Raw genomic sequence first — 18,222 nt, forward strand, 5'->3', positions numbered from 1 at the left:
GGTCAGGGCAGGAGCAGGGTCAGCGTCTCGGCGACGCAGGCGGGTTTCGTGGCATGTTCGATCTCGATCGTGTAGCGGGTGGTCAGCAGATCACCCCGGGACGCGGATTCGAATGCCAGGAACTCGGCGTGGGCGCGCAGGCGCGCACCCACCGGCACCGGACTGGGAAAGCGGACCTTGTCGAGTCCGTAGTTGATGCGCGCGCTGCCGAATTCGACGCGGAACAGCAGCGCGCCGAAGCGCGGGACCAGCGACAGAGTCAGCAGCCCGTGCGAGATGGTGCCACCGAACGGACCGGCGGCGGCGCGTTCGGTGTCGACGTGGACCCACTGGTGATCCTCGGTGACATCGGCGAACCCGTCGACGCGGGCCTGTTCCACCGGGAACCACGGTGTGGGACCGAGTTTCGCACCGACGGCGACCGAGAGCTGCTCGGCGGAGGTGAACACCGTCATGCGGTGACCCGTTCGAAGATCGCGGTCAGGCCCTGGCCACCGCCGATACACATGGTCTCCAGGCCGTAGCGCGCCTCGCGCCGCTGCATCTCCCTGGCCAGCGTGGTCAGGATGCGGGTACCGGTGGCACCGACCGGATGGCCGAGCGAGATCCCGGATCCGTGCACGTTGAGCCGCTCGAAATCGGCCTCACCGAAACCCCATTCGCGGGTGCAGGCCAGTGCCTGGGCCGCGAAGGCTTCGTTGAGTTCGATGAGGTCGATATCGGTGAGTTTCAGGTCGGCCTTGGCCAGCGCGGCCTCGGTGGAGGGCACTGGGCCGATCCCCATGATGTTCGGGGCGACGCCGGCGACCGCCCACGACACCAGCCGGACCAGCGGGCGCAGGCCCAGCTTCTCGGCGTGCTCGCGTGAGGTGACCACGCACATCGAGGCCGCGTCGTTTTGCCCGCTGGCATTACCCGCGGTGACTGTGGCCTCGGGGTCCTGCTTGCTCAGTACCGGGCGCAGCGCGGCCAGGGATTCGAGGGTGGCGTCGGTGCGCGGATGCTCGTCGGTGTCGACGACGGTATCGCCCTTGCGGGAGGTGACCGTCACCGGCACGATCTCCTCGGCGAATATTCCGGAGCGCTGCGCGGCCACGGCGCGCTGGTGCGAGGTGACGGCCAGCTGGTCCTGCTCCTCGCGGCTGATGCTGTAGGTGCGGCGCAGGTTCTCGGCGGTCTCGAGCATGCCACCGGCGACCGGGTAGTCCTTGCCTCCTGCGGTCACCCGGCCCCGGACCAGCCCGTCGTGCAGCTGCACCCCCGAGCCTTTGACGCCCCAGCGCATCTCGGTGGTGTAGAAGGGCACATTGCTCATGCTCTCGGCGCCGCCGGTGACGACGAGGTCGGTGACGCCCAGGCTCACCTGCATGGCGCCCTGTAGCACCGCGTGCAGGCCCGAACCGCAGCGCCGGTCGACCTGCATGCCGGGCACGGTGACCGGCAGGCCCGCGTCCAGCGCGATCACCCGGCCCAGGGCGGGGGCCTCGCTGCTGGGGTAGCAGTTGCCGACGATGACATCGCCGATCTCCTGCGGGTCGAGTCCCGTGCGGTCGAGCAGGCCGCGCAGTGCCACGGCGCCGAGCTCGGCGGTGGTGAGCGACTGCAGCGCGCCGCCGAAGCGGCCGATCGGGGTGCGAACGGGTTCGCAGATGACGACATCACGCATGTCGGCGATACCTTTCGGGGGAGTGGGCCGGGTCAGGCACGCTGATCGCGCAGCAGGTTGGTGCCGATGATGAGCTTCTGGATCTCGCTGGTGCCCTCGTAGAGGCGCAGCAGCCGCACATCGCGGTAGATCCGCTCGACCGGCACTTCGCGCATGTATCCGGTGCCGCCGTGTACCTGGACCGCCAGATCGGCCACCTGACCGGCCATCTCGGTGCAGTAGAGCTTGGCTGCCGAGGGCGCCAATCGGCGGTCCTCGCCGGAAACGTACTTGGCGGCGGCGTCGCGCACGAGCGCGCGGCCCGCGGAGACGCCGGCGAACTGCTCGGCCAGCATGGCCTGCACTAGCTGGTGGTCACCGATGGGCATGCCGCCCTGGGTGTTCACCGCGGCGTAGGCCACCGATTCGTCGAGGGCACGCTGGGCTTGCCCAACCGCCAGCGCGGCGATGTGCACGCGACCGCGCACCAGCGAGACCATCGCGGCCTTGTAGCCCACATCCTCGGCGCCACCGACGAGCGCCGAATCCGGTACGCGCACACCGTCGAAGTGGACGTCGGCGGTCCACGCGCCCTCCTGGCCCATCTTCGCGTCCTTCGGACCGACGCTCACACCGGCAGTGTCGGCCGGGATGAGGAACACCGCGATGCCCGGGTCGCCCTTGACGGGTTCTCGGGTGCGGGCGAAGGTGACGAACAGGTCCGCGACCGGTGCATTGGTGATGAAGCGCTTCTGCCCGTCGATGATCCAGTCGTCACCGTCACGGCGGGCCCGCGTGCGCAGACCCGCTGGGTTGGATCCGGCACCGGGTTCGGTGAGAGCGAAAGAAGCCACGACTTCGCCGGTTGCGATCCGCTCGAGCCACTGTTTGCGCTGCTCGTCGGTACCGTAGTTGACCAGCACCTGCCCGGCGATGCCGTTGTTGGTGCCGAACATCGACCGCAGGGCGAGGGTGGTGTAGCCGAACTCCATCGCCAGCTCGACGTCCTGGGACAGGTTCAGGCCCAGACCGCCCCACTCCTGCGGGATGGCGTACCCGAACAGACCCATCTGGGCGGCGGCGTCGCGGATGTCGTCGGGCATCCGGTTGGCGGCCATGATCTCGGTCTCCCGGGGCACCACGGCGGTACGGACGAACTGCTTGACCTGGGCGAGGATGTCCGCGAAATCCTCGGCGTCGACTGTGCTGCTCATGGTCACCAATTCTTCGAGTCTCGGGGAGTGGAGTCCAATACCAACTCCCGCACCATTTATGCAACATTATATATAATGTCTGGAGCCTAGTGCAGGCCGAGTGCCCCGACGACGGCGTCCGCGTTGTCGAGGATGTGGCGCTGGGTGATGGATCTGGCGGCGTCGGCGTCGCGAGCGGTCAATGCTTGTACCAGCTCACGGTGGTCGTCGCGTGAGGTGGCGACGTGGGCTTCCATCGATGCGTAGAACCTGTTGGGCAGGCGTTTGACGACACTGTCGAGCAGCACTGTCAGCTGGTGCGATGCGGCGGCGAGATTGATGACGCGATGGAATTGGTGGCCCAGCTCGGCCACCGCCCGGGTGTCGCCGTCTGTCGCCGCTCGCTCGAACTCCTCGTTGACCTTCAGGAGCTCGGCTAGTTGCTCGCGGCCGATCGTGCGCGCGGCTCTGGCTGCGAGTTCCGAGGCGAACAGTGCTTGGGACCAGAACAGATCGCGCACATCGTCGCGTGAGACCGGTGCCACGAGAAAGCCGCGCCGGGGGACGAGTTCGATGAGGCCCTCGCCGCGCAGGGTCAGCAGGGCTTCGCGCACCGGGGTATTGCTCACCCCGAGCATCTCCGCAATGGGCTCGGGCCGGATGTGCTCGCCGCCGGTGATCCGGCCCGACATGATCAGCTCCCGGACGTAGGCGGCGACCTCGTCGAGGAGCAACTGATTCCGCCTGTCCGGCGGGAAGTCGAGCCATCGGTCCACCTGAGTCTCCCTACTCGTCGCGCCACGCTGAATGCTTAATATATCCGATTCTATGTGTGCGAAGCTCTTAAAATCTACGAGTAATTAGGTTAAGGTCGCTTTATCGCACGGAGCGCTCCACATCTCCGCAGCTCACAATCATCAGAACAGTCGGTGATCAGTTAGAAAACTGATCTTGCCGCCCATCTGCCCTAGGCGGCCTCCGGCCGTACGCAGGCGAGGAGTCACATGACAACGAAGACCATCGCAGCCGGTGACGGGGTCGGCTTCCCGATCCCACGACCGGACGCAGTGCTGATCGGCGGGTCCTGGCGACCGTCTCGCGGCGGCCGGTGGTCGCCGGTGATCTCGCCGGCGACCGAGCAGCCGGTCGCCGAGGTTGTTCTACCCACGAAGGCCGATGCCGAGGATGCCGTTTCTGCGGCCACGGAGGCTTTCGCGGCGGAGTGGCCCCGCCTGCCGGTGCGTCGCCGCGTCGAGGTGGTGGCCCGATTCGCGGACCTGCTCGAGCAGCGTCTCGACGAGCTGACCGGGCTCTGGGCGGTGGAATCCGGGATGCCGGTGCGCTGGGGCCGCACGTTGCACAAATACGCCGCCGTCACCGCCTGGCGCACGGCGCTCGACGCCGCCGAGTCCGCTCTCACACCACAGGCCAGGCAGACTCCGGTGGGACCGGTCTCGATCGAGTACGAGGCCGTGGGACCGGTGGTGGCGGTGATGCCGTACAACGGACCCCTGCCCACCCTGGGATGCAAGGTGATCCCCGCGCTGCTGGCGGGTTCCACGGTGGTCGTGAAGGCCGCACCGGAATCCGCGCTGACCATGCGGGTGATCTCGGGATGCGCTGTGGCCGCGGGCTTTCCGCCGGGTGTCCTGAGCATTCTTGCAGCCGGCGTGGACGTCTCGGCCCACCTGGTCGGTGACCCGCGCGTGGAGATGATCTCGTTCACCGGGGGACCGCGCGGTGCGGCCGAGATTCTGCGGCAGACCGCGCAGAATCTGCCCCGCACTGTTTTCGAGCTCGGCGGGAAATCGCCCGCGGTACTGCTAGGCGACGTCGACCTCGGTAGCTCCCTGCGGGCACTGGTCGCGGGCGCGATGAGCGGGGCGGGTCAGGTGTGTGCGGCGCTTTCTCGCATCGTCGTTCCCGCGTCCAGGCACGACGAGGTCGTGGCGGCACTGGCCGGGGCCTACCGCGGGATGCGCATCGGCGACCCCAACGCGCCGGATACCGACCACGGCCCCCTGGCCACCCGGGCCGCCTACGACCGGACCGTCGAGATGGTCGAGAACGCTGTCGCGGTGGGCGCCGAGATCGTCTGTGGCGGACAGCGGCCCGCGTCGCAGCCGACCGGCTGGTTCTACGAGCCCACGCTGCTGACCGGGGTGGACCCACGGGACCGGATAGCGCAGGAAGAGGTGTTCGGGCCGGTCACGGTAGTCCTGCCCTATGACGACCTCGAGCAGGCGATCCACCTCGCCAACGACACCGGATACGGGCTGGCGGCGAGCGTCTTCACCGCCGATCGCGCCCGGGGTCTCGAGGTCGCGCGCCGACTGCGCGCCGGGTCGGTCGCGCTCAACACCTTCGGACCGACCATGGCGGCGCCGTTCGGCGGGGTCAAGCGGTCTGGTTGGGGTCGGGAATGCGGGCCGGAGGGGATCAGGGAGTTCGCCGCGACCAAACAAGTCCTGCTCGGCTGATCAGCCGGTAGTCGAGAAGTCTTCCAGCAGAAGAGAAAACAAGGAGTCAACGATGACACAGCAGACCGCCCTCGTCACCGGCGGAGCGAGCGGCATGGGCCGGGCGAGCGTGGCCCGTTTCCTCGATCGCGGCTACACCGTGGTGATCGCCGACCTCAACGAAGAGGTCGCCCAGCGCGCCGTCGAGGAATTCACCGCACAGGGCGCGGGCGATCGCGTGCGCTTCGTCCGCACCGACGTGAGTCAAGAATCCGATTTCGAAGCGGCGGTCCACGAAGCACAGCGCGCGTTCGGGAAGATCGACGTCCTGGTCAACGCGGCTGGTGTCGGCGGCGCGTTCGGTCCACTGACCGAGATCGAGGTCGGAGACTGGGACTACACCTTCGATGTCGTCCTGCGCAGTGTGTTCCTCGGCATCAAACACGTGGCCCGGGTCATGCGCGAACAGGGCACCGGTGGCGCGATCGTGAACTTCGGATCGATCGGCGCCCAGGCCGCGGGGATCGGGGTCCAGGCGTATTCGGTGGCCAAGGCCGGTGTCGAGCATCTGACCCGGATGGCCTCGCTCGAATTCGCGCCCGATCGAATTCGGGTCAACGCGGTATCGCCCGGCATCATCACCACTCCGCTGATCGGGATGACACCCGAGGACCTGGCCCCCGTGCTCGGCACCATCCAGCCGCTGCCCTACGCCGGCGGCGCCGACCATGTCGCCGCGGTGGTGTCCTTCCTGGCCAGCGCCGACGCTGCGTTCATCACGGGTGAGGTGATCACCGTCGACGGTGGCATGATGGCGGCAGGGCCACAGCTCGGCGACCTGGTGAACAACAACCCGGCCCTGCGCGGCCTGGTCGGCGTGAACCGGGGGAGTACCGGTGCCCGGTCGACCATCCACCGCAAGGTCGAGGTACTCGCGGAAGGCGCGCGATGACCACTGCGCACACAGCATCCCCCGCGCATCGTCGCGCGGCGCTCGAGGCGGAGTTCGCCCCCTGGGTGCCCCGGACACTGGACCAGCAGTTCGATCACGCCGTCGAACGCTTTCCGGACCGGCCGTACATCATCGCCGGCGATCTCGTCCTGAGCTACCGGGACGTGCAGCGGCGCGCACGGCGCCTCGCGGACGGCCTGGCCGCGCTCGGTGTGCGGCCCGGCGACCACGTCGGCCTGATCATGGCGAATTTCCCCGAGTACACGCCGCTGAAGCTGGCGATCGCTCGGGTGGGCGCGGTGGCCGTACCTCTGAACTACCTGTATCGCACCGATGAGCTGGGTTACGTTCTCACCCAGTCGAGTTGCCGGTTCCTGATCACCATGACCGGCTTTCGCGACATGGACTACCTGGCCATGCTCGACGACCTGGCGCCCGGATGGGATCGTACCCGCCGACCGGCGATCGGCGCCCTGGAACAGGTCGTCACCGTCGACCCCTCGGGCGGTGGGACGATCCGCGACGGTGTCGCGGACCTGCGCGATCTCGAGCGACTCGGTGAGGAGAACGTCGGGCTCGCCCCCGGCGGACTGCGGAGCCCGGACGACCCTTCCGACATCCTCTACACCTCGGGCACCACCGGCAGCCCCAAGGGCGTGCTGCTCACCCACGACGCGCTGCAACGCACCTCCTACGGGTCGGCCTATTGTCGCGCGCTGCCCGACGGCAACCGGGTGGTCTTCGCCTTGCCCTGCTATCACCTGTTCGCCTACGAGCACGCCATCCAGGCCGCACTGTTCGTCGGGGGCGCGATCCTGCCGCAGCCGAAGTTCGAACCCCTGGAGTACTTCGCCGCGATCGAGCAGCATCGTGTCACCGACCTGCTCGGCGTGCCCACCATGAGTGTCGCCCTGGTGCAGCATCCGGAGCGGGACCGCTTCGACCTGACCTCGCTCGAGCGCATGCTCTCGGGATCGGCGGTGGCACCGAGCTGGTTGTGGGATCGGATCGGCGAAGTCCTCGGCGTCACCGAACTGACCACCGCCTACGGTATGACCGAGATCGGTGCCACCGTGATGACCCTGCCAGAGGAACCGGTTTCGGTGCTGACCAGGACCGTCGGCCGACCCAAACCCAGTGGGGCGGCGGGGCTTCCGGAAGTCGGTGGTGCCGTGGCGGAGTATCGAGTGCTGGACCCGGTCACCGGGGAGGAAGTATCGGACGGGCAAGAAGGAGAGCTCGTCTCCCGTGGTCCGTCGACGATGCTGGGCTACTGGAACCGGCCCGAAGACACCGCCGCGGTCCTGCGCGACGGTTGGCTCCGTTCCGGTGACGTCGGCCGGTTCCTGCCCGACGGTTCCCTGGTGATCACCGGCCGGTCCAAGGACCTGTACAAGAGCGGTGGCGAGCTCGTGATGCCGAAGGAGGTCGAGGATCTGCTCACCCGCCAGCCGGGGGTGAGTCAGGCGTATGTGGTCGGCGTGCCCGACGAGCTCTGGGGCGAATCGGGATGTGCCTTCGTAGTTCCCGATCCGGGCGTCACCCTCGATCCCGACGACCTCGTCGCGGTGTGCCGGGCGGGGCTGGCCAGGTTCAAGGTGCCACGGCACGTGTTCATCACCCGGGTCGAGGACATCCCGCAGACCAGTACCGGCAAGATCCAGAAATTTCGGCTCGTCCCGATCGCGCAGCGACTTCTCGAACCGGGCAGCGGGCTGACGACCGTGGCGAAGCTGAGTTTTCACGAGGGCGGATAGCTGCCGCCGACTCCGCGGAACAGGAGCGCCCGCATGGTCGCTCCGACATCGTCGGCCGACCGCCGGGCTTTCTCCGGCCATTCGGGTACCTGCTCGAGGGTGTGGACGATGAACAGTTGCAGCACATAGGAATCGATATCGGCCCGCAACTCCCCGGAATCGACCGCCGCGTCGACGAGTTCCTCCCACAACCGGCCGAAAGACTGACGGATCGGTCGCAGGCGGTCCTGGATCTCGGCCGGTAGCTGCCGGTAGCTGCGGATGTAGGCCGGCGACATGTACCCGAGTTCCAGGATCGCCGCGACGAACCCGTCTACCGCCGCGGCGAGCCGCTGACCGGCGGTAGCCGTCGGTGGCAGTTGGTCGACCACCACGCGGACCTGGCCGTGGGTGTACTGAATGCCGTAGCGCAAGACCTCCTCGATCAGGTCCTCTTTGGAACTGAAGTGGTAATAGAGGCTGCCCGCCTGCAAACCGGCCTCGTCGGCCACATCCGACAAGCGGGTCCCGCTGTATCCGTGGGTCACCAGCAGCCGGGCAGCGGCGTCGATGACCCGGCGGCGCGTGGCCGCCGACTTGCTCAACCCGCCCGCGGCTCGTGCGGAGGAGGTACTCGGCCGTGCCATCTGTCCTCGTTCCCGTCTGTGGGTATTTCTAACAGAACAAAGAATACATCGTATGCTAGGCCGCTCAGCGCCGCTGCGGCTGTGTCGACTTCATGGCGGGGCGATTAGGTTTTCCCAGCACAGATCGCAGTGAAAATAAACCTTCTGTGGCCTTGCGCACATGTGAAATGCGTTATATTTTTTCAACAACCAATTAGATTCTTGCCTCGGTTCGTATCCCCGAGTGCTTCGCGGTACCCCGGCTTCCGACGCCGTGGCCGGCGCCGCGGTTCTTCCACAACGACGTAGAGGAGAAATCATGACCATCGCCCATCCCCGGCCGAGCGAGCCGACGCTGTCGGTGCCGCGCGAGAACGTGCCCGGCCCGTGCCCGCGCTGCGCCGCCGAGCAGGTGCAGAAATACCCGGTGCTGTCCGAAGGCGGCTGGTTCGACGTCGTGAAGTGCGCGAACTGCCTGTACTCCCTGCGCCGCGACCCCGGTCCGAAGCTCGGGCCGATCGAACTGCTGGCCGACCGGCTTTAGCCGGACGCCGCACACCACGCAAGACGAAGGGAACGAAGCAGTGCCGAACACATCAGGCATGATCGGCGTCGACGTCGGCGGAACCTTCACCGACATCGTGTCGGTGAAGGACGGCCGGATCGAGACGGTCAAGGTCGCCACGAACGTCGTCGAGAGCGACCGAGCCGTCCTGGAGGGCGCCGCCGAGGTCGGCGTCACTGACGCATCGGTCTTTAACCACGCCAGCACGCACGGGCTCAATGCGATCATCACCCGCCGCTTGCCCAAGGTCGCCTTCCTGACGACCGAGGGGCACCGCGACATCCTCGATATGGCCCGCGCGCAGCGCCCCGCCCACGCCAACACCGACCCACGCTGGCGGCGTAGCTTCGGCGACGTCACCGCGCCGATCGTGCCGCGCTACCTGCGTCGCGGCATCCTCGAACGGATCGGCGCCGACGGGTCGGTGGTGATTCCGCTGGACGCCGAGCAGGCGCGCGCCGAGTTGCGCGTCCTCGCCGGGTGCGGCATCGAGGGCGTGGCCATCTGCCTGCTCAACTCCTACGTCGACGGCGCCCACGAACGACAATTGCGCGAGCTGGTCCGCGAAGTACTGGGGGATATCGCCTGCTCGATCTCGAGCGAGGTGTCGCCGCTGGCTCGCGAGTATCCGCGTGCCTCGACCACCGTGGTCGATGTCCTGATGAAGAAGATCTACGGGCCGTACGCGGAGAAGCTCGAATCCGGGCTCACCGCAATGGGTTTCACCGGAGACCTCAACTTCGCCGACTGCGCCGCAACGCTGGCCCCGATCGACGTCGCCCTCGAACGGCCGTCTCGCATCGTGTTCTCCGGCCCCGCCGCGGGAACGGTCGCGTGCGCCCGCTTGGGCGCGATGATCGACGAGCCCAATCTGCTGTGTGTGGACATCGGTGGGACCTCGGCCGACATCAGCCTCGTCACCGGCGGCGATCCCTTCGTCAACACCACCTTCGAACTCGAACACGATCTGCTGGTCAACACCCTGTCCAACGAGATCGTCAGCGTCGGGGCCGGCGGCGGCAGTATCGTGAGCATCACCCCGACCGGCGAGATCCAGGTCGGTCCCGAAAGCGCGGGCGCCGACCCCGGCCCGGCTTGCTACGGCCGCGGCGGCGCGGTGCCCACCACCACCGACACCTTCCTGCTGATCGGCATCCTCGACGGCACGCGTTTCGCGGCCGGACGCTCGACTCTGGACCCGGCGCTGTCCGAGGCGGCCTTCGCCCGGCTCGATACCAAGGCCACACTGTCGGAACGGGTGCGCTTCGCCTACCGGATGGCCGTCAACAATGTTGCCGAGGGCATCCTCGACGTCATCATCAAGGACGGCATCGACCCGCGCGACTACGCGATGGTCTCCTTCGGCGCGGCGGGTTCGATGATGCTGCCCGCCCTGCTGGACCTGATCAACCTCAAATCGGTCATCGTGCCGCCGTATCCCGGCCTGTTCTCGGCGCTCGGCCTGGTCAGCGCCGACCAGGTCCACGCCGACAGCCGCACCTCGTACACGATTCTGTCGCTGGAGGCGGCCGACGAGATCGACACCGTCTACCGCGAGATGGAAGACGAGATGCGCCGCGAACTCGGCGCCGACGCCGACGCGGTCACCTTCGTGCGCACCTTCGACGGCCAGCTCATGGGGCAGGTCTGGGAGACGCCGTTCGTCGAGGTGCCCGGCGGTCCGATCACCGCCGAGGCGATCGCGCAGATGATCACCAACTTCCACGACGGGTACGAGAAGCGCTCGGGCAACCGGTTCGAGGCAATGCCGGTCCAGGGCGTGACCTATCGGCTCACCGCCGTCGTCCCGACGGTCAAGGTCGAATACCCGCGCCCGGCCCGGCGGCCCGAGGGGCAGCGCCCGGTCCCGACCGGCACCGTCACGCTGCGCCATCTCGAGGAAAAAGACATCGTCGCCGACGAATACGAGCGCGAGCGATTGCTACTCGACGACGTGATCACCGGGCCCGCCGTGATCCGTGAACCGCTGTCGACGACCTTCGTCCTGGCAGGCCAGACCGCCCGGGTCGGCAGCGTCGGCGAAATCGTCATCACTCGCTCCGAGGAGAACCGATCATGAGCACCCCCACACTCGCCGTCACCGCCGGGTTCGATCCGGCACCGACCCTGCTGCGGGATCTGACCGACGAGGAGTTCACGACCCGCTACGACTGCGACCGCTTCACCGCCGGCGTGGTGGCCAATCGGCTGCGCTACTCGGTGCAGCACGTCACCACCGGTCTGCTGCACCGGGCATTCTCGCCGATCATCGCCCTGTGCTACGACTTCGCCGCCTGCATCTGCGCACCGCCCGAGCAGGACTACGCCATGAGCGCGGTCACCAACGGGCTGTCGGTCTTCCTCGGCACCATGTCCGACGCGGTGCGCGTGACAGTCGAGGAATACGGTCCCGAGCGGCTGGTGCCCGGCGACCTGTTGGTCTGCAACGACGTCTACCGTGTCGGAAATCATTACAACGACGTACTTTTCGTCCGCCCGGTGTTCCACGACGAGAAGATCGTCGGCTTCATGGCCCTGCGCGCCCATCAGCTCGACGCGGGCGGCATCTTCCCCGGTGGCTTCTCGGCCATGAAGCACAACATCTACGAGGACGGCATCGTCATCAGCCCGCGTCTGCTCTACCACGCGGGTGAGCCGGTGCGCGAGACCTTCTCGCTGATCTTCGACAACGTCCGGCTCGGCGAACTGATGCTGCCCGACTTCAAGACCATCCACGGGTGCTGCACGCTCGGCGAACGACTGATCCGCGAAACCATCGACCGCTACGGCATCCAGGCCTATCTGGGCAGCATGCGCTACGCCTGCGACGCCTCGGCCGAACGGATGCGCAGCGCGTTCGCGGCGCTGCCGGACGGTGACTACGGCGGATCGGGGCGCCTGGACGCCGACGGGGTCGACGAGGTCGAGGAATATGTCGTCCGGCTGAACCTGCGCAAGCGGGGGAGTGCGGTCGAGGTCGACTTCAGCGGGTCGTCCCGGCAGGCGCGGACGTGTATCAACGCCGGTGCCCTGGACGTGAAGACGGCGGTGGGCGTGGGTCTGAAGATGGTGCTCTCGCCCGACAGCGAGTTCACCTCGGGCACCTTCCGCGACTTCGACATCCTGGTTCCACCGGGGTCGCTCACCAGCGCGCTGCCGCCGGACGGCGCGGTGTTCTGCTACTACGAGGTGCAGTCGTTGATCGTCACCATCCTGCTGCGGGTCCTCGGGCCTGTCCTCGGCGTGGACGCGATCGGCGGCGACTTCGGTGCCGCCTATGTCCACAATGCCAACGGCGTCGGACCCGACGGCACGCCCTGGTTCTGTTCGGCGATGGCCGGCGGTGAACACGGGCCGCGCGGCGGCTCGAAGGAGGGTGACGGCGACGGGTGTTCGTGCGCCTACATCTTCAATCTGATGTCGCCGTCCACGGAGTCGCTGGAAGCGGACTTTCCGCTGCGAATCATGCGGCGCGAATTCGTCGCCGACACCGCGGGGCCCGGTGTCGCGCGTGGTGGCGCCGCGATCGTGAAAGACATCCAGTACACCAGGCCCGGGCAGCATCAGACCGTCCCGCTGCGATTCCGTGAGGCCAGCGGGGTGGGGGTGCACGGCGGTCGCGACGGTGCGCTCGGGGGCGTGTGGATCTTCGGCCAGGACGGCGCCGAGGTCACCGGACCGCAGGCTCTGATCGGATTCGGGCCCTCGGCCTATGCCGGATCGGTCGCGGTGGCGGGCACCCTGGACGCCCAGACGCAGATGCCCGATCCCGGCGGCGAGTTCTTCTATTACGGCCGAAACCCGATCTGGTCGACGGCAACTGGCGCGACCTGGCGCTATCTGACCAACGGAGGCGGCGGGTGGGGGGATCCGTTCGCCCGCGACCCCGACATGGTCAAACGGGATGTGCGCGATGAGTACGTCACCATCGAGGGCGCAGCCCGTGACTTCGGGGTGGTGGTGATCGGTGATCCACACGGCGACCCCGAAGGCCTGCGCGTCGACATCGCTGGCACCGAGGCGCTCCGCGCGGCACACCGCTGAGTTCACTGTCCCATGCCGCACCCACCTGGGGTGCGGCACGGGGCACCTCCATGAACTGTGCACTCCGATTGTGGGCTGCGACACTTTACGTATGATATATTGTGCTCGACACTGCGGTGCAGGCCGCAGCGGCTCAGGAACGGGAGTGCGACGTTTTGACCGAATCGACAACACCGCACACGCAACCACTGGCGGGTGTGCGTGTGCTGGACCTGACAGTGGCGCTGGCGGGTCCGTACGGCACGTTGCTGCTGGCCGGCCTGGGTGCCGAAGTCATCAAGATCGAATCGCCGGACGGCGGCGACATCGCCCGGTTCAACCCGCCGTTCCACGGGCCGGACGGGATCCACTTCGGCGCACTGTCCGAAGGCGATGTCTCGCTGTCGATCCTGGCCCGTGCCCGCGCGAAGAAGTCGATCACCCTGGATCTGAAGACGGACGAGGGGCGGGCGCTGTTCCATCGGCTGGCCCAGGACGCCGACGTGGTGTTCGAGAACCTCAGCGACGGCACCGTGCGGCGGCTGGGGGTGGACTACGAGTCGATCCGGGCCGTGAACCCCCGCATCGTCTACTGCTCGGTCAACGGCCTGGGCGCGCCGAGCCTGTTCCCCGGAGTCAAGGCCATGGACATCACCGTCCAGGCGCTCAGTGGACTGATGGACACCACCGGGTTCGCTGACGGCCCGCCGGTCCGTACCGGCGTCGCCATTTCCGACATGCTGGCTCCGCTGTACGCGGTCATCGGTCTGCAATCGGCTCTGTTGCAGCGCGCGGTCACGGGGGAGGGGCAGCACGTGCAGGTCTCGATGCTGGAGTGCCTGACCTCGCTGTTGCCGTTCGAGCATCCGGATGTTCTGCAGCGCCACGGTTTTCCGGCCCGGTCGGGTAACCATCACAACCGGTTGGCGCCGTTCGGCATCTATCCGACCAGCGACGGGCACGTGTCGATCGCCGCGGCCAGTGACGCCTGGATGCGATCGATCTTCGAGGCCATCGGGACTCCCGAACTCATCGAGGACGAGCGGTTTTCCGGACGTGGGCCACGTGCGGTCAACGCCGACGCACTCAATGCACTTCTCGAAGCCTGGACGGTGCAGCACAGTACCGAAGAGGTCATCGACGAACTGAATGTGCGGCGGGGAGTGCCGTGTGTTCCGGTGCGCACCGCGCTCGAGGCGCTGTCGGACCCCGCCTTGTTCGAACGCGGTGCGCTGCAACAGCTCGAACATCCTCGGGTTGGCCGGATCGACGCCGTCGCGGGCGGGATTCCCATCCACATGTCCAGATCGCAGGTCGGGCTCGACCGGCCCGCCGCCGAGCTCGGCACCCACAATGACGAGGTGTATCGCGAACTGCTCGGTCTCGGCGACGACGAGCTCGAGGCGCTGAAGGTCAAACGCGTCATCTGACGCCCGCCGGCAGTTGTTCTCCGGAGTGTGAGGTGCGGTCCGCAGCACCGGAGGCTTCCGATTGATCCAGTTCGACACTCCGGGCCGCCACCGCACGACGCGCGTCCGGAGTCCGCGAGACAAGGTGGTGTCGCGTGCCCAGTACTACGCCCAGTGTGGAAAAGTCCTCGTTCCAAAGTGATATCGCGACGGCGTGGCGGCGCTCGCGTCTCCACGGGATCCGCGACGATGTCGTGTTTCCACGCAGACAACCGCCAGGCCTCAACGACAGCTTGGGCCGCGCCGCGTTGCCCGTGCTCGAACGCGCTGTCTCCGATTTGCATGGCGCCCCGCTGGCGGTGGTGCTGGCCGACCGTAGTGCTTGCTTGGTGGACGTACGCAGCTCCGATTCGGCGGTGCGGCAGCCCCTTACCGAGCTCGGTCTGGTTCCCGGCGCTCAGCTGGCCGAAGAGCGGATCGGCACCAATGCGGTCGGCACGCCACTGGAAACCCGCAGCGGGCTGCTGGTCCAAGGCCCCGAGCATTTCAACCGTGCGCTGCACCGGTTCACCTGCTACGGCCATCCGATCCTGCACCCAGTGACGGGACGACTCATCGGCGTTCTCGACGTCGGCGGCCCCACCGGCGCCGACCACCGGCTCTTCCCGCAGCTCGCCCGCCGGATAGTGCGGGAAATCGAGGAGCGGATCCAGCGCGACTCGCAGCAGACCCAGCTGCGGCTGCTCGATGTGTTCCAGCAAGCAACGAAGCGGCGCGGGCGGCCGGTCGTCGTCCTTGGTGACGAACTCGTGTTGGCCACCCCGGCCGCGCTGGGACTTTTGGAGCCGGCCGATCACGCGACTCTGCGCACCTACGCGGAACTCACACGCGCGGGCGGCAACAGCAGCCACCGGCTCACCCTCACCTCCGGTCGGGCGATCGAGGTGGCATGTTCGCCCATCGACGACACCGACGGAGCCCTGCTCGACATCACCGCAACCGAGAAGACCCCGACACTGACCCGGCGCACCGTAGCTACTCCGGCTCTCGCCTGGCCGCTGTTGGTGGTCGGCGAGCCGGGATCCGGCCGCACCACCGAGGCCAGGGCTGCCGCAGGTCCCGGCGCCGAGATTGTCGATGCCGCCGATGTGATCGCCCTCGGGGAAGACACCTGGGCCGCCACCATCGCAGAGGTGCTGCGATCGGCGGGGCCTCCCGTCGTCGTCGAACACGTCCATCTGCTGTCGGAGGCCATGGTGACACTGCTGTCACGGTCGTTGCGTACGACCACACGTCGAGTCGTGCTTACCTGCGCCCCGGAGGAGCGCTCCACTCGGGCACACGACCGACTGATGGCGCTGTGTGCCGGTCATCGGGAACTGCTGCCGTTACGCAGACGCCCTGCGGAGATCCCTCTGCTGGCCCAGCGCATGTTCGACGCGGTCGGCGGCAGCAGCCGTGCACACATGACACCGGAAACACTGCGGGTACTGGCCGATCAACCCTGGCCGGGCAACCTCACCGAACTGAAGCGTGTGGTGCACGCGATCGCGGGAACACGTACGGCGGGCGACATCGTGCCCGCCGATTTGCCGAAATCCCACCGCTTGCGCCGCCGCGGGCCGAACTCGCCGCTGCAGCGGGCCGAGCGCGAGATCATCGTCAGCGCTCTCGAGGCCGCGGGCGGCAACCGAATGAAAGCGGCACGGGCCATCGGTCTGAGCCGGTCGACCTTGTACAACCGCATGCGCGCGCTACACATCGACTGAGTCGCGCGCCGGAACCGTCCAGGATTCGGACATCTCATCCCCGGTCGCGGATCGTAGCGTCGTCAACGGGCGACGGCCCACATCACAATCCGGCTAATCGCAGAACAGGTTGAAAAGTATGGGACACAACGACGTAGATACTCGCCCTTCGCTCGCCCCCGACCGGGCACTGCTCGACTTCGCATTCGGCACCGGAGCGGAGCGCGGGCGGCTGCTGATTGACGGATCCTGGCAGGACACCACCTCCGGAACCACCCTCGCGGTGATCGACCCGGGCACCGGCGAGGTGATCGCGCAGCTGGCCGACGCGAACGAGGCCGATGTCGAGTGCGCGGTCTCCGCCGCCCGGCGGGCATTCGACGAACAACGGTGGCTGCGCTTGTCCGCAGCGCAGCGCGGTGTGATCCTATGGCGCGCTGCCGAACTCATCGAGGCCGATCTGGAGAACTTCGCCCGGCTGGAGAGCTTGGATGTCGGCATGCCGGTCACCCAGGCCCGGCTGATGGTGAGCGAGGCGGTCAACATGTTCCGCTACTTCGCCGGCTGGACCGACAAGATCCACGGCCGTACCGCCGACATCGGCACGGCCGAAATGCGGTTCCAGGGCCACACCTACAAGGAGCCGGTCGGGGTCGCGGGACTGGTCGTGTCCTGGAACGCGCCGATGGTCGGGATCGCGATGAAGCTGCCCGCCGCGCTGGCCGCCGGATGCACCTGCGTGCTCAAGCCGTCGGAGAACGCGTCGCTGACCGCGCTGGCTCTGGGCCGGTTACTGCTCGAGGCGGGCGTCCCCGCCGGCGTGGTCAATGTGTTCACCGGTGGTGGTGTCGCCGGAGCAGCGTTGGTTGCACACGATGATGTCGACAAGATCAGCTTCACCGGCTCTACCGCGGTCGGCCGCAAGATCGTGCGGGCGGCGGCGGGCAATCTGAAGAAGCTGTCGCTGGAACTGGGCGGCAAGTCGCCGGTTATTGTGCTCCCGGACGCCGACCTGGATCAGGTGATCCCCGGCGTCGCGAAGGGCATCTTCTGGAATTCCGGACAGATCTGTACATCCGGAACCCGGCTGTTCGTGCACCGCAGCGTCTACGAGCGTGTTGTCGAGGGTGTTGCGGCCGAAGGTCGTGCCCTGCGCCTCGGCTACGGCACCGACCCCGACGCTGATCTCGGGCCGCTGATCTCCCAGCAGCATCTCGACCGGGTCCACGGCTACGTGTCCACGGCTGTCGCTGACGGGGCGAGCGTCCTCAGCGGTGGGCGGCGCCAAGGCGATCGGGGCTACTTCTATGAGCCGACCGTGGTCGCCGATGTCACGCCGGAGATGAGCGTCGTGCGCGAGGAGATCTTCGGTCCCGTCCTAGGCGCCATGTCCTTCACCGACCTCGAGGAGGCCGTCGCCGCGGCCAACGCGACCGAATACGGTCTGGCCGGCAGCGTCTGGACCCGCGATGTCGCCGTCGCCCAGCGCACCGCGCGCCGATTGCGGACCGGCCGGGTGGGCATCAACGTCCACCGCGCGGGCGGTGCTGCCATGCCCATCGGTGGGTTCAAGCAGTCCGGCTGGGGCCGCGAATGCGGTCCCGACGGTGTGGAGGAATACCTCGAGACGAAATCGGTGATCACCCTGCTCGATCGCTGAGTTTCCGCGCGACCGAACCACCCTCCCGTGCCCGGGAGCCCGGCGCACGGGGATTCGGCGTGCCCATTTCTTACCTACGTGTCTCGGCGGTGGGCTGTCTCGACCCTCCGCACCGAAGAGAAACAGTTGGATATATTGTACATAATCGGCTCGGTGTGTTGTAGGGCGGGCGCGGGACGGAGTGTGTCGGGGGCTGACCGTCCTGG

General features: G+C 67.5%; 14 protein-coding genes. 9 read left to right on the forward strand and 5 right to left on the reverse strand.

Features of this window, described 5'->3' with window-relative positions; translation table 11 throughout:
• Positions 1-2: 2 nt before the first annotated feature.
• The 4 genes from AC1HFH_RS12935 to AC1HFH_RS12950 form a co-directional block, all read right to left on the reverse strand.
• Positions 3-455, reverse strand: coding sequence for a MaoC family dehydratase (locus AC1HFH_RS12935; RefSeq protein WP_480243004.1), 453 nt, complete (start codon positions 453-455; stop codon positions 3-5).
• Entirely contained in the window at positions 452-1,666 is a 1,215-nt protein-coding gene (locus tag AC1HFH_RS12940; protein ID WP_480243005.1) for an acetyl-CoA C-acetyltransferase, read from the reverse strand. The genes AC1HFH_RS12935 and AC1HFH_RS12940 overlap by 4 nt, the downstream gene beginning before the upstream one ends.
• A gap of 32 nt (positions 1,667-1,698) precedes the next feature.
• Positions 1,699-2,859, reverse strand: coding sequence for an acyl-CoA dehydrogenase family protein (locus AC1HFH_RS12945; protein WP_480243006.1), 1,161 nt, complete (start codon positions 2,857-2,859; stop codon positions 1,699-1,701).
• A gap of 86 nt (positions 2,860-2,945) precedes the next feature.
• Entirely contained in the window at positions 2,946-3,572 is a 627-nt protein-coding gene (locus tag AC1HFH_RS12950; RefSeq protein WP_480243007.1) for a GntR family transcriptional regulator, read from the reverse strand.
• Between the two features lie 270 nt (positions 3,573-3,842).
• Between AC1HFH_RS12950 and AC1HFH_RS12955 the strand changes: the two genes are divergently transcribed.
• From AC1HFH_RS12955 to AC1HFH_RS12965, 3 genes are read left to right on the forward strand one after another with little or no spacing between them, the layout of a single operon-like run.
• Positions 3,843-5,318: an aldehyde dehydrogenase family protein gene (locus tag AC1HFH_RS12955; RefSeq protein WP_480243008.1), complete on the forward strand. Its 1,476-nt coding sequence runs from the start codon at positions 3,843-3,845 to the stop codon at positions 5,316-5,318.
• Between the two features lie 52 nt (positions 5,319-5,370).
• Positions 5,371-6,249: an SDR family NAD(P)-dependent oxidoreductase gene (locus AC1HFH_RS12960; protein WP_480243009.1), complete on the forward strand. Its 879-nt coding sequence runs from the start codon at positions 5,371-5,373 to the stop codon at positions 6,247-6,249.
• Positions 6,246-8,006 carry a class I adenylate-forming enzyme family protein gene (locus tag AC1HFH_RS12965; protein ID WP_480243010.1) on the forward strand — a complete coding sequence of 587 codons (1,761 nt, stop codon included), beginning with the start codon at positions 6,246-6,248 and terminating at the stop codon, positions 8,004-8,006. Before AC1HFH_RS12960 ends, AC1HFH_RS12965 begins: the two co-directional genes overlap by 4 nt.
• Here AC1HFH_RS12965 and AC1HFH_RS12970 read toward each other — a convergent pair.
• Positions 7,991-8,632 carry a TetR/AcrR family transcriptional regulator gene (locus AC1HFH_RS12970; RefSeq protein ID WP_480243011.1) on the reverse strand — a complete coding sequence of 214 codons (642 nt, stop codon included), beginning with the start codon at positions 8,630-8,632 and terminating at the stop codon, positions 7,991-7,993. The genes AC1HFH_RS12965 and AC1HFH_RS12970 overlap by 16 nt on opposite strands.
• A gap of 298 nt (positions 8,633-8,930) precedes the next feature.
• Between AC1HFH_RS12970 and AC1HFH_RS12975 the strand changes: the two genes are divergently transcribed.
• From AC1HFH_RS12975 to AC1HFH_RS13000, 6 genes are all read left to right on the forward strand, one after another.
• Entirely contained in the window at positions 8,931-9,155 is a 225-nt protein-coding gene (locus AC1HFH_RS12975) for a hypothetical protein (RefSeq protein WP_480243012.1), read from the forward strand.
• Positions 9,156-9,195: 40 nt separating this feature from the next.
• Positions 9,196-11,256, forward strand: coding sequence for a hydantoinase/oxoprolinase family protein (locus tag AC1HFH_RS12980; RefSeq protein ID WP_480243013.1), 2,061 nt, complete (start codon positions 9,196-9,198; stop codon positions 11,254-11,256).
• The gene (locus AC1HFH_RS12985) at positions 11,253-13,220 is read left to right on the forward strand and encodes a hydantoinase B/oxoprolinase family protein (RefSeq protein WP_480243014.1); all 1,968 of its coding nucleotides are present in this window, start codon (positions 11,253-11,255) and stop codon (positions 13,218-13,220) included. Before AC1HFH_RS12980 ends, AC1HFH_RS12985 begins: the two co-directional genes overlap by 4 nt.
• 203 nt (positions 13,221-13,423) lie before the next feature.
• A complete protein-coding gene (locus tag AC1HFH_RS12990; protein ID WP_480243015.1) occupies positions 13,424-14,629 on the forward strand; it encodes a CaiB/BaiF CoA transferase family protein in 1,206 nt (401 codons plus the stop codon).
• 395 nt (positions 14,630-15,024) lie between these two features.
• Positions 15,025-16,377: a helix-turn-helix domain-containing protein gene (locus AC1HFH_RS12995; RefSeq protein WP_480243016.1), complete on the forward strand. Its 1,353-nt coding sequence runs from the start codon at positions 15,025-15,027 to the stop codon at positions 16,375-16,377.
• 118 nt (positions 16,378-16,495) lie between these two features.
• Entirely contained in the window at positions 16,496-18,016 is a 1,521-nt protein-coding gene (locus tag AC1HFH_RS13000) for an aldehyde dehydrogenase family protein (protein WP_480243017.1), read from the forward strand.
• The last annotated feature ends 206 nt before the right edge of the window (positions 18,017-18,222 follow it).

Source organism: Nocardia sp. KT25-26, assembly GCF_056627695.1.

Bases quoted from the DNA above. Each gene is read 5' to 3' on its own strand.
- AC1HFH_RS12935 (WP_480243004.1), bottom strand. From the start codon at position 455: ATGACGGTGTTCACCTCCGCCGAGCAGCTCTCGGTCGCCGTCGGTGCG.
- AC1HFH_RS12940 (WP_480243005.1), bottom strand. From the start codon at position 1,666: ATGCGTGATGTCGTCATCTGCGAACCCGTTCGCACCCCGATCGGCCGC.
- AC1HFH_RS12945 (WP_480243006.1), bottom strand. From the start codon at position 2,859: ATGAGCAGCACAGTCGACGCCGAGGATTTCGCGGACATCCTCGCCCAG.
- AC1HFH_RS12955 (WP_480243008.1), top strand. From the start codon at position 3,843: ATGACAACGAAGACCATCGCAGCCGGTGACGGGGTCGGCTTCCCGATC.
- AC1HFH_RS12960 (WP_480243009.1), top strand. From the start codon at position 5,371: ATGACACAGCAGACCGCCCTCGTCACCGGCGGAGCGAGCGGCATGGGC.
- AC1HFH_RS12965 (WP_480243010.1), top strand. From the start codon at position 6,246: ATGACCACTGCGCACACAGCATCCCCCGCGCATCGTCGCGCGGCGCTC.
- AC1HFH_RS12970 (WP_480243011.1), bottom strand. From the start codon at position 8,632: ATGGCACGGCCGAGTACCTCCTCCGCACGAGCCGCGGGCGGGTTGAGC.
- AC1HFH_RS12975 (WP_480243012.1), top strand. From the start codon at position 8,931: ATGACCATCGCCCATCCCCGGCCGAGCGAGCCGACGCTGTCGGTGCCG.
- AC1HFH_RS12985 (WP_480243014.1), top strand. From the start codon at position 11,253: ATGAGCACCCCCACACTCGCCGTCACCGCCGGGTTCGATCCGGCACCG.
- AC1HFH_RS13000 (WP_480243017.1), top strand. From the start codon at position 16,496: ATGGGACACAACGACGTAGATACTCGCCCTTCGCTCGCCCCCGACCGG.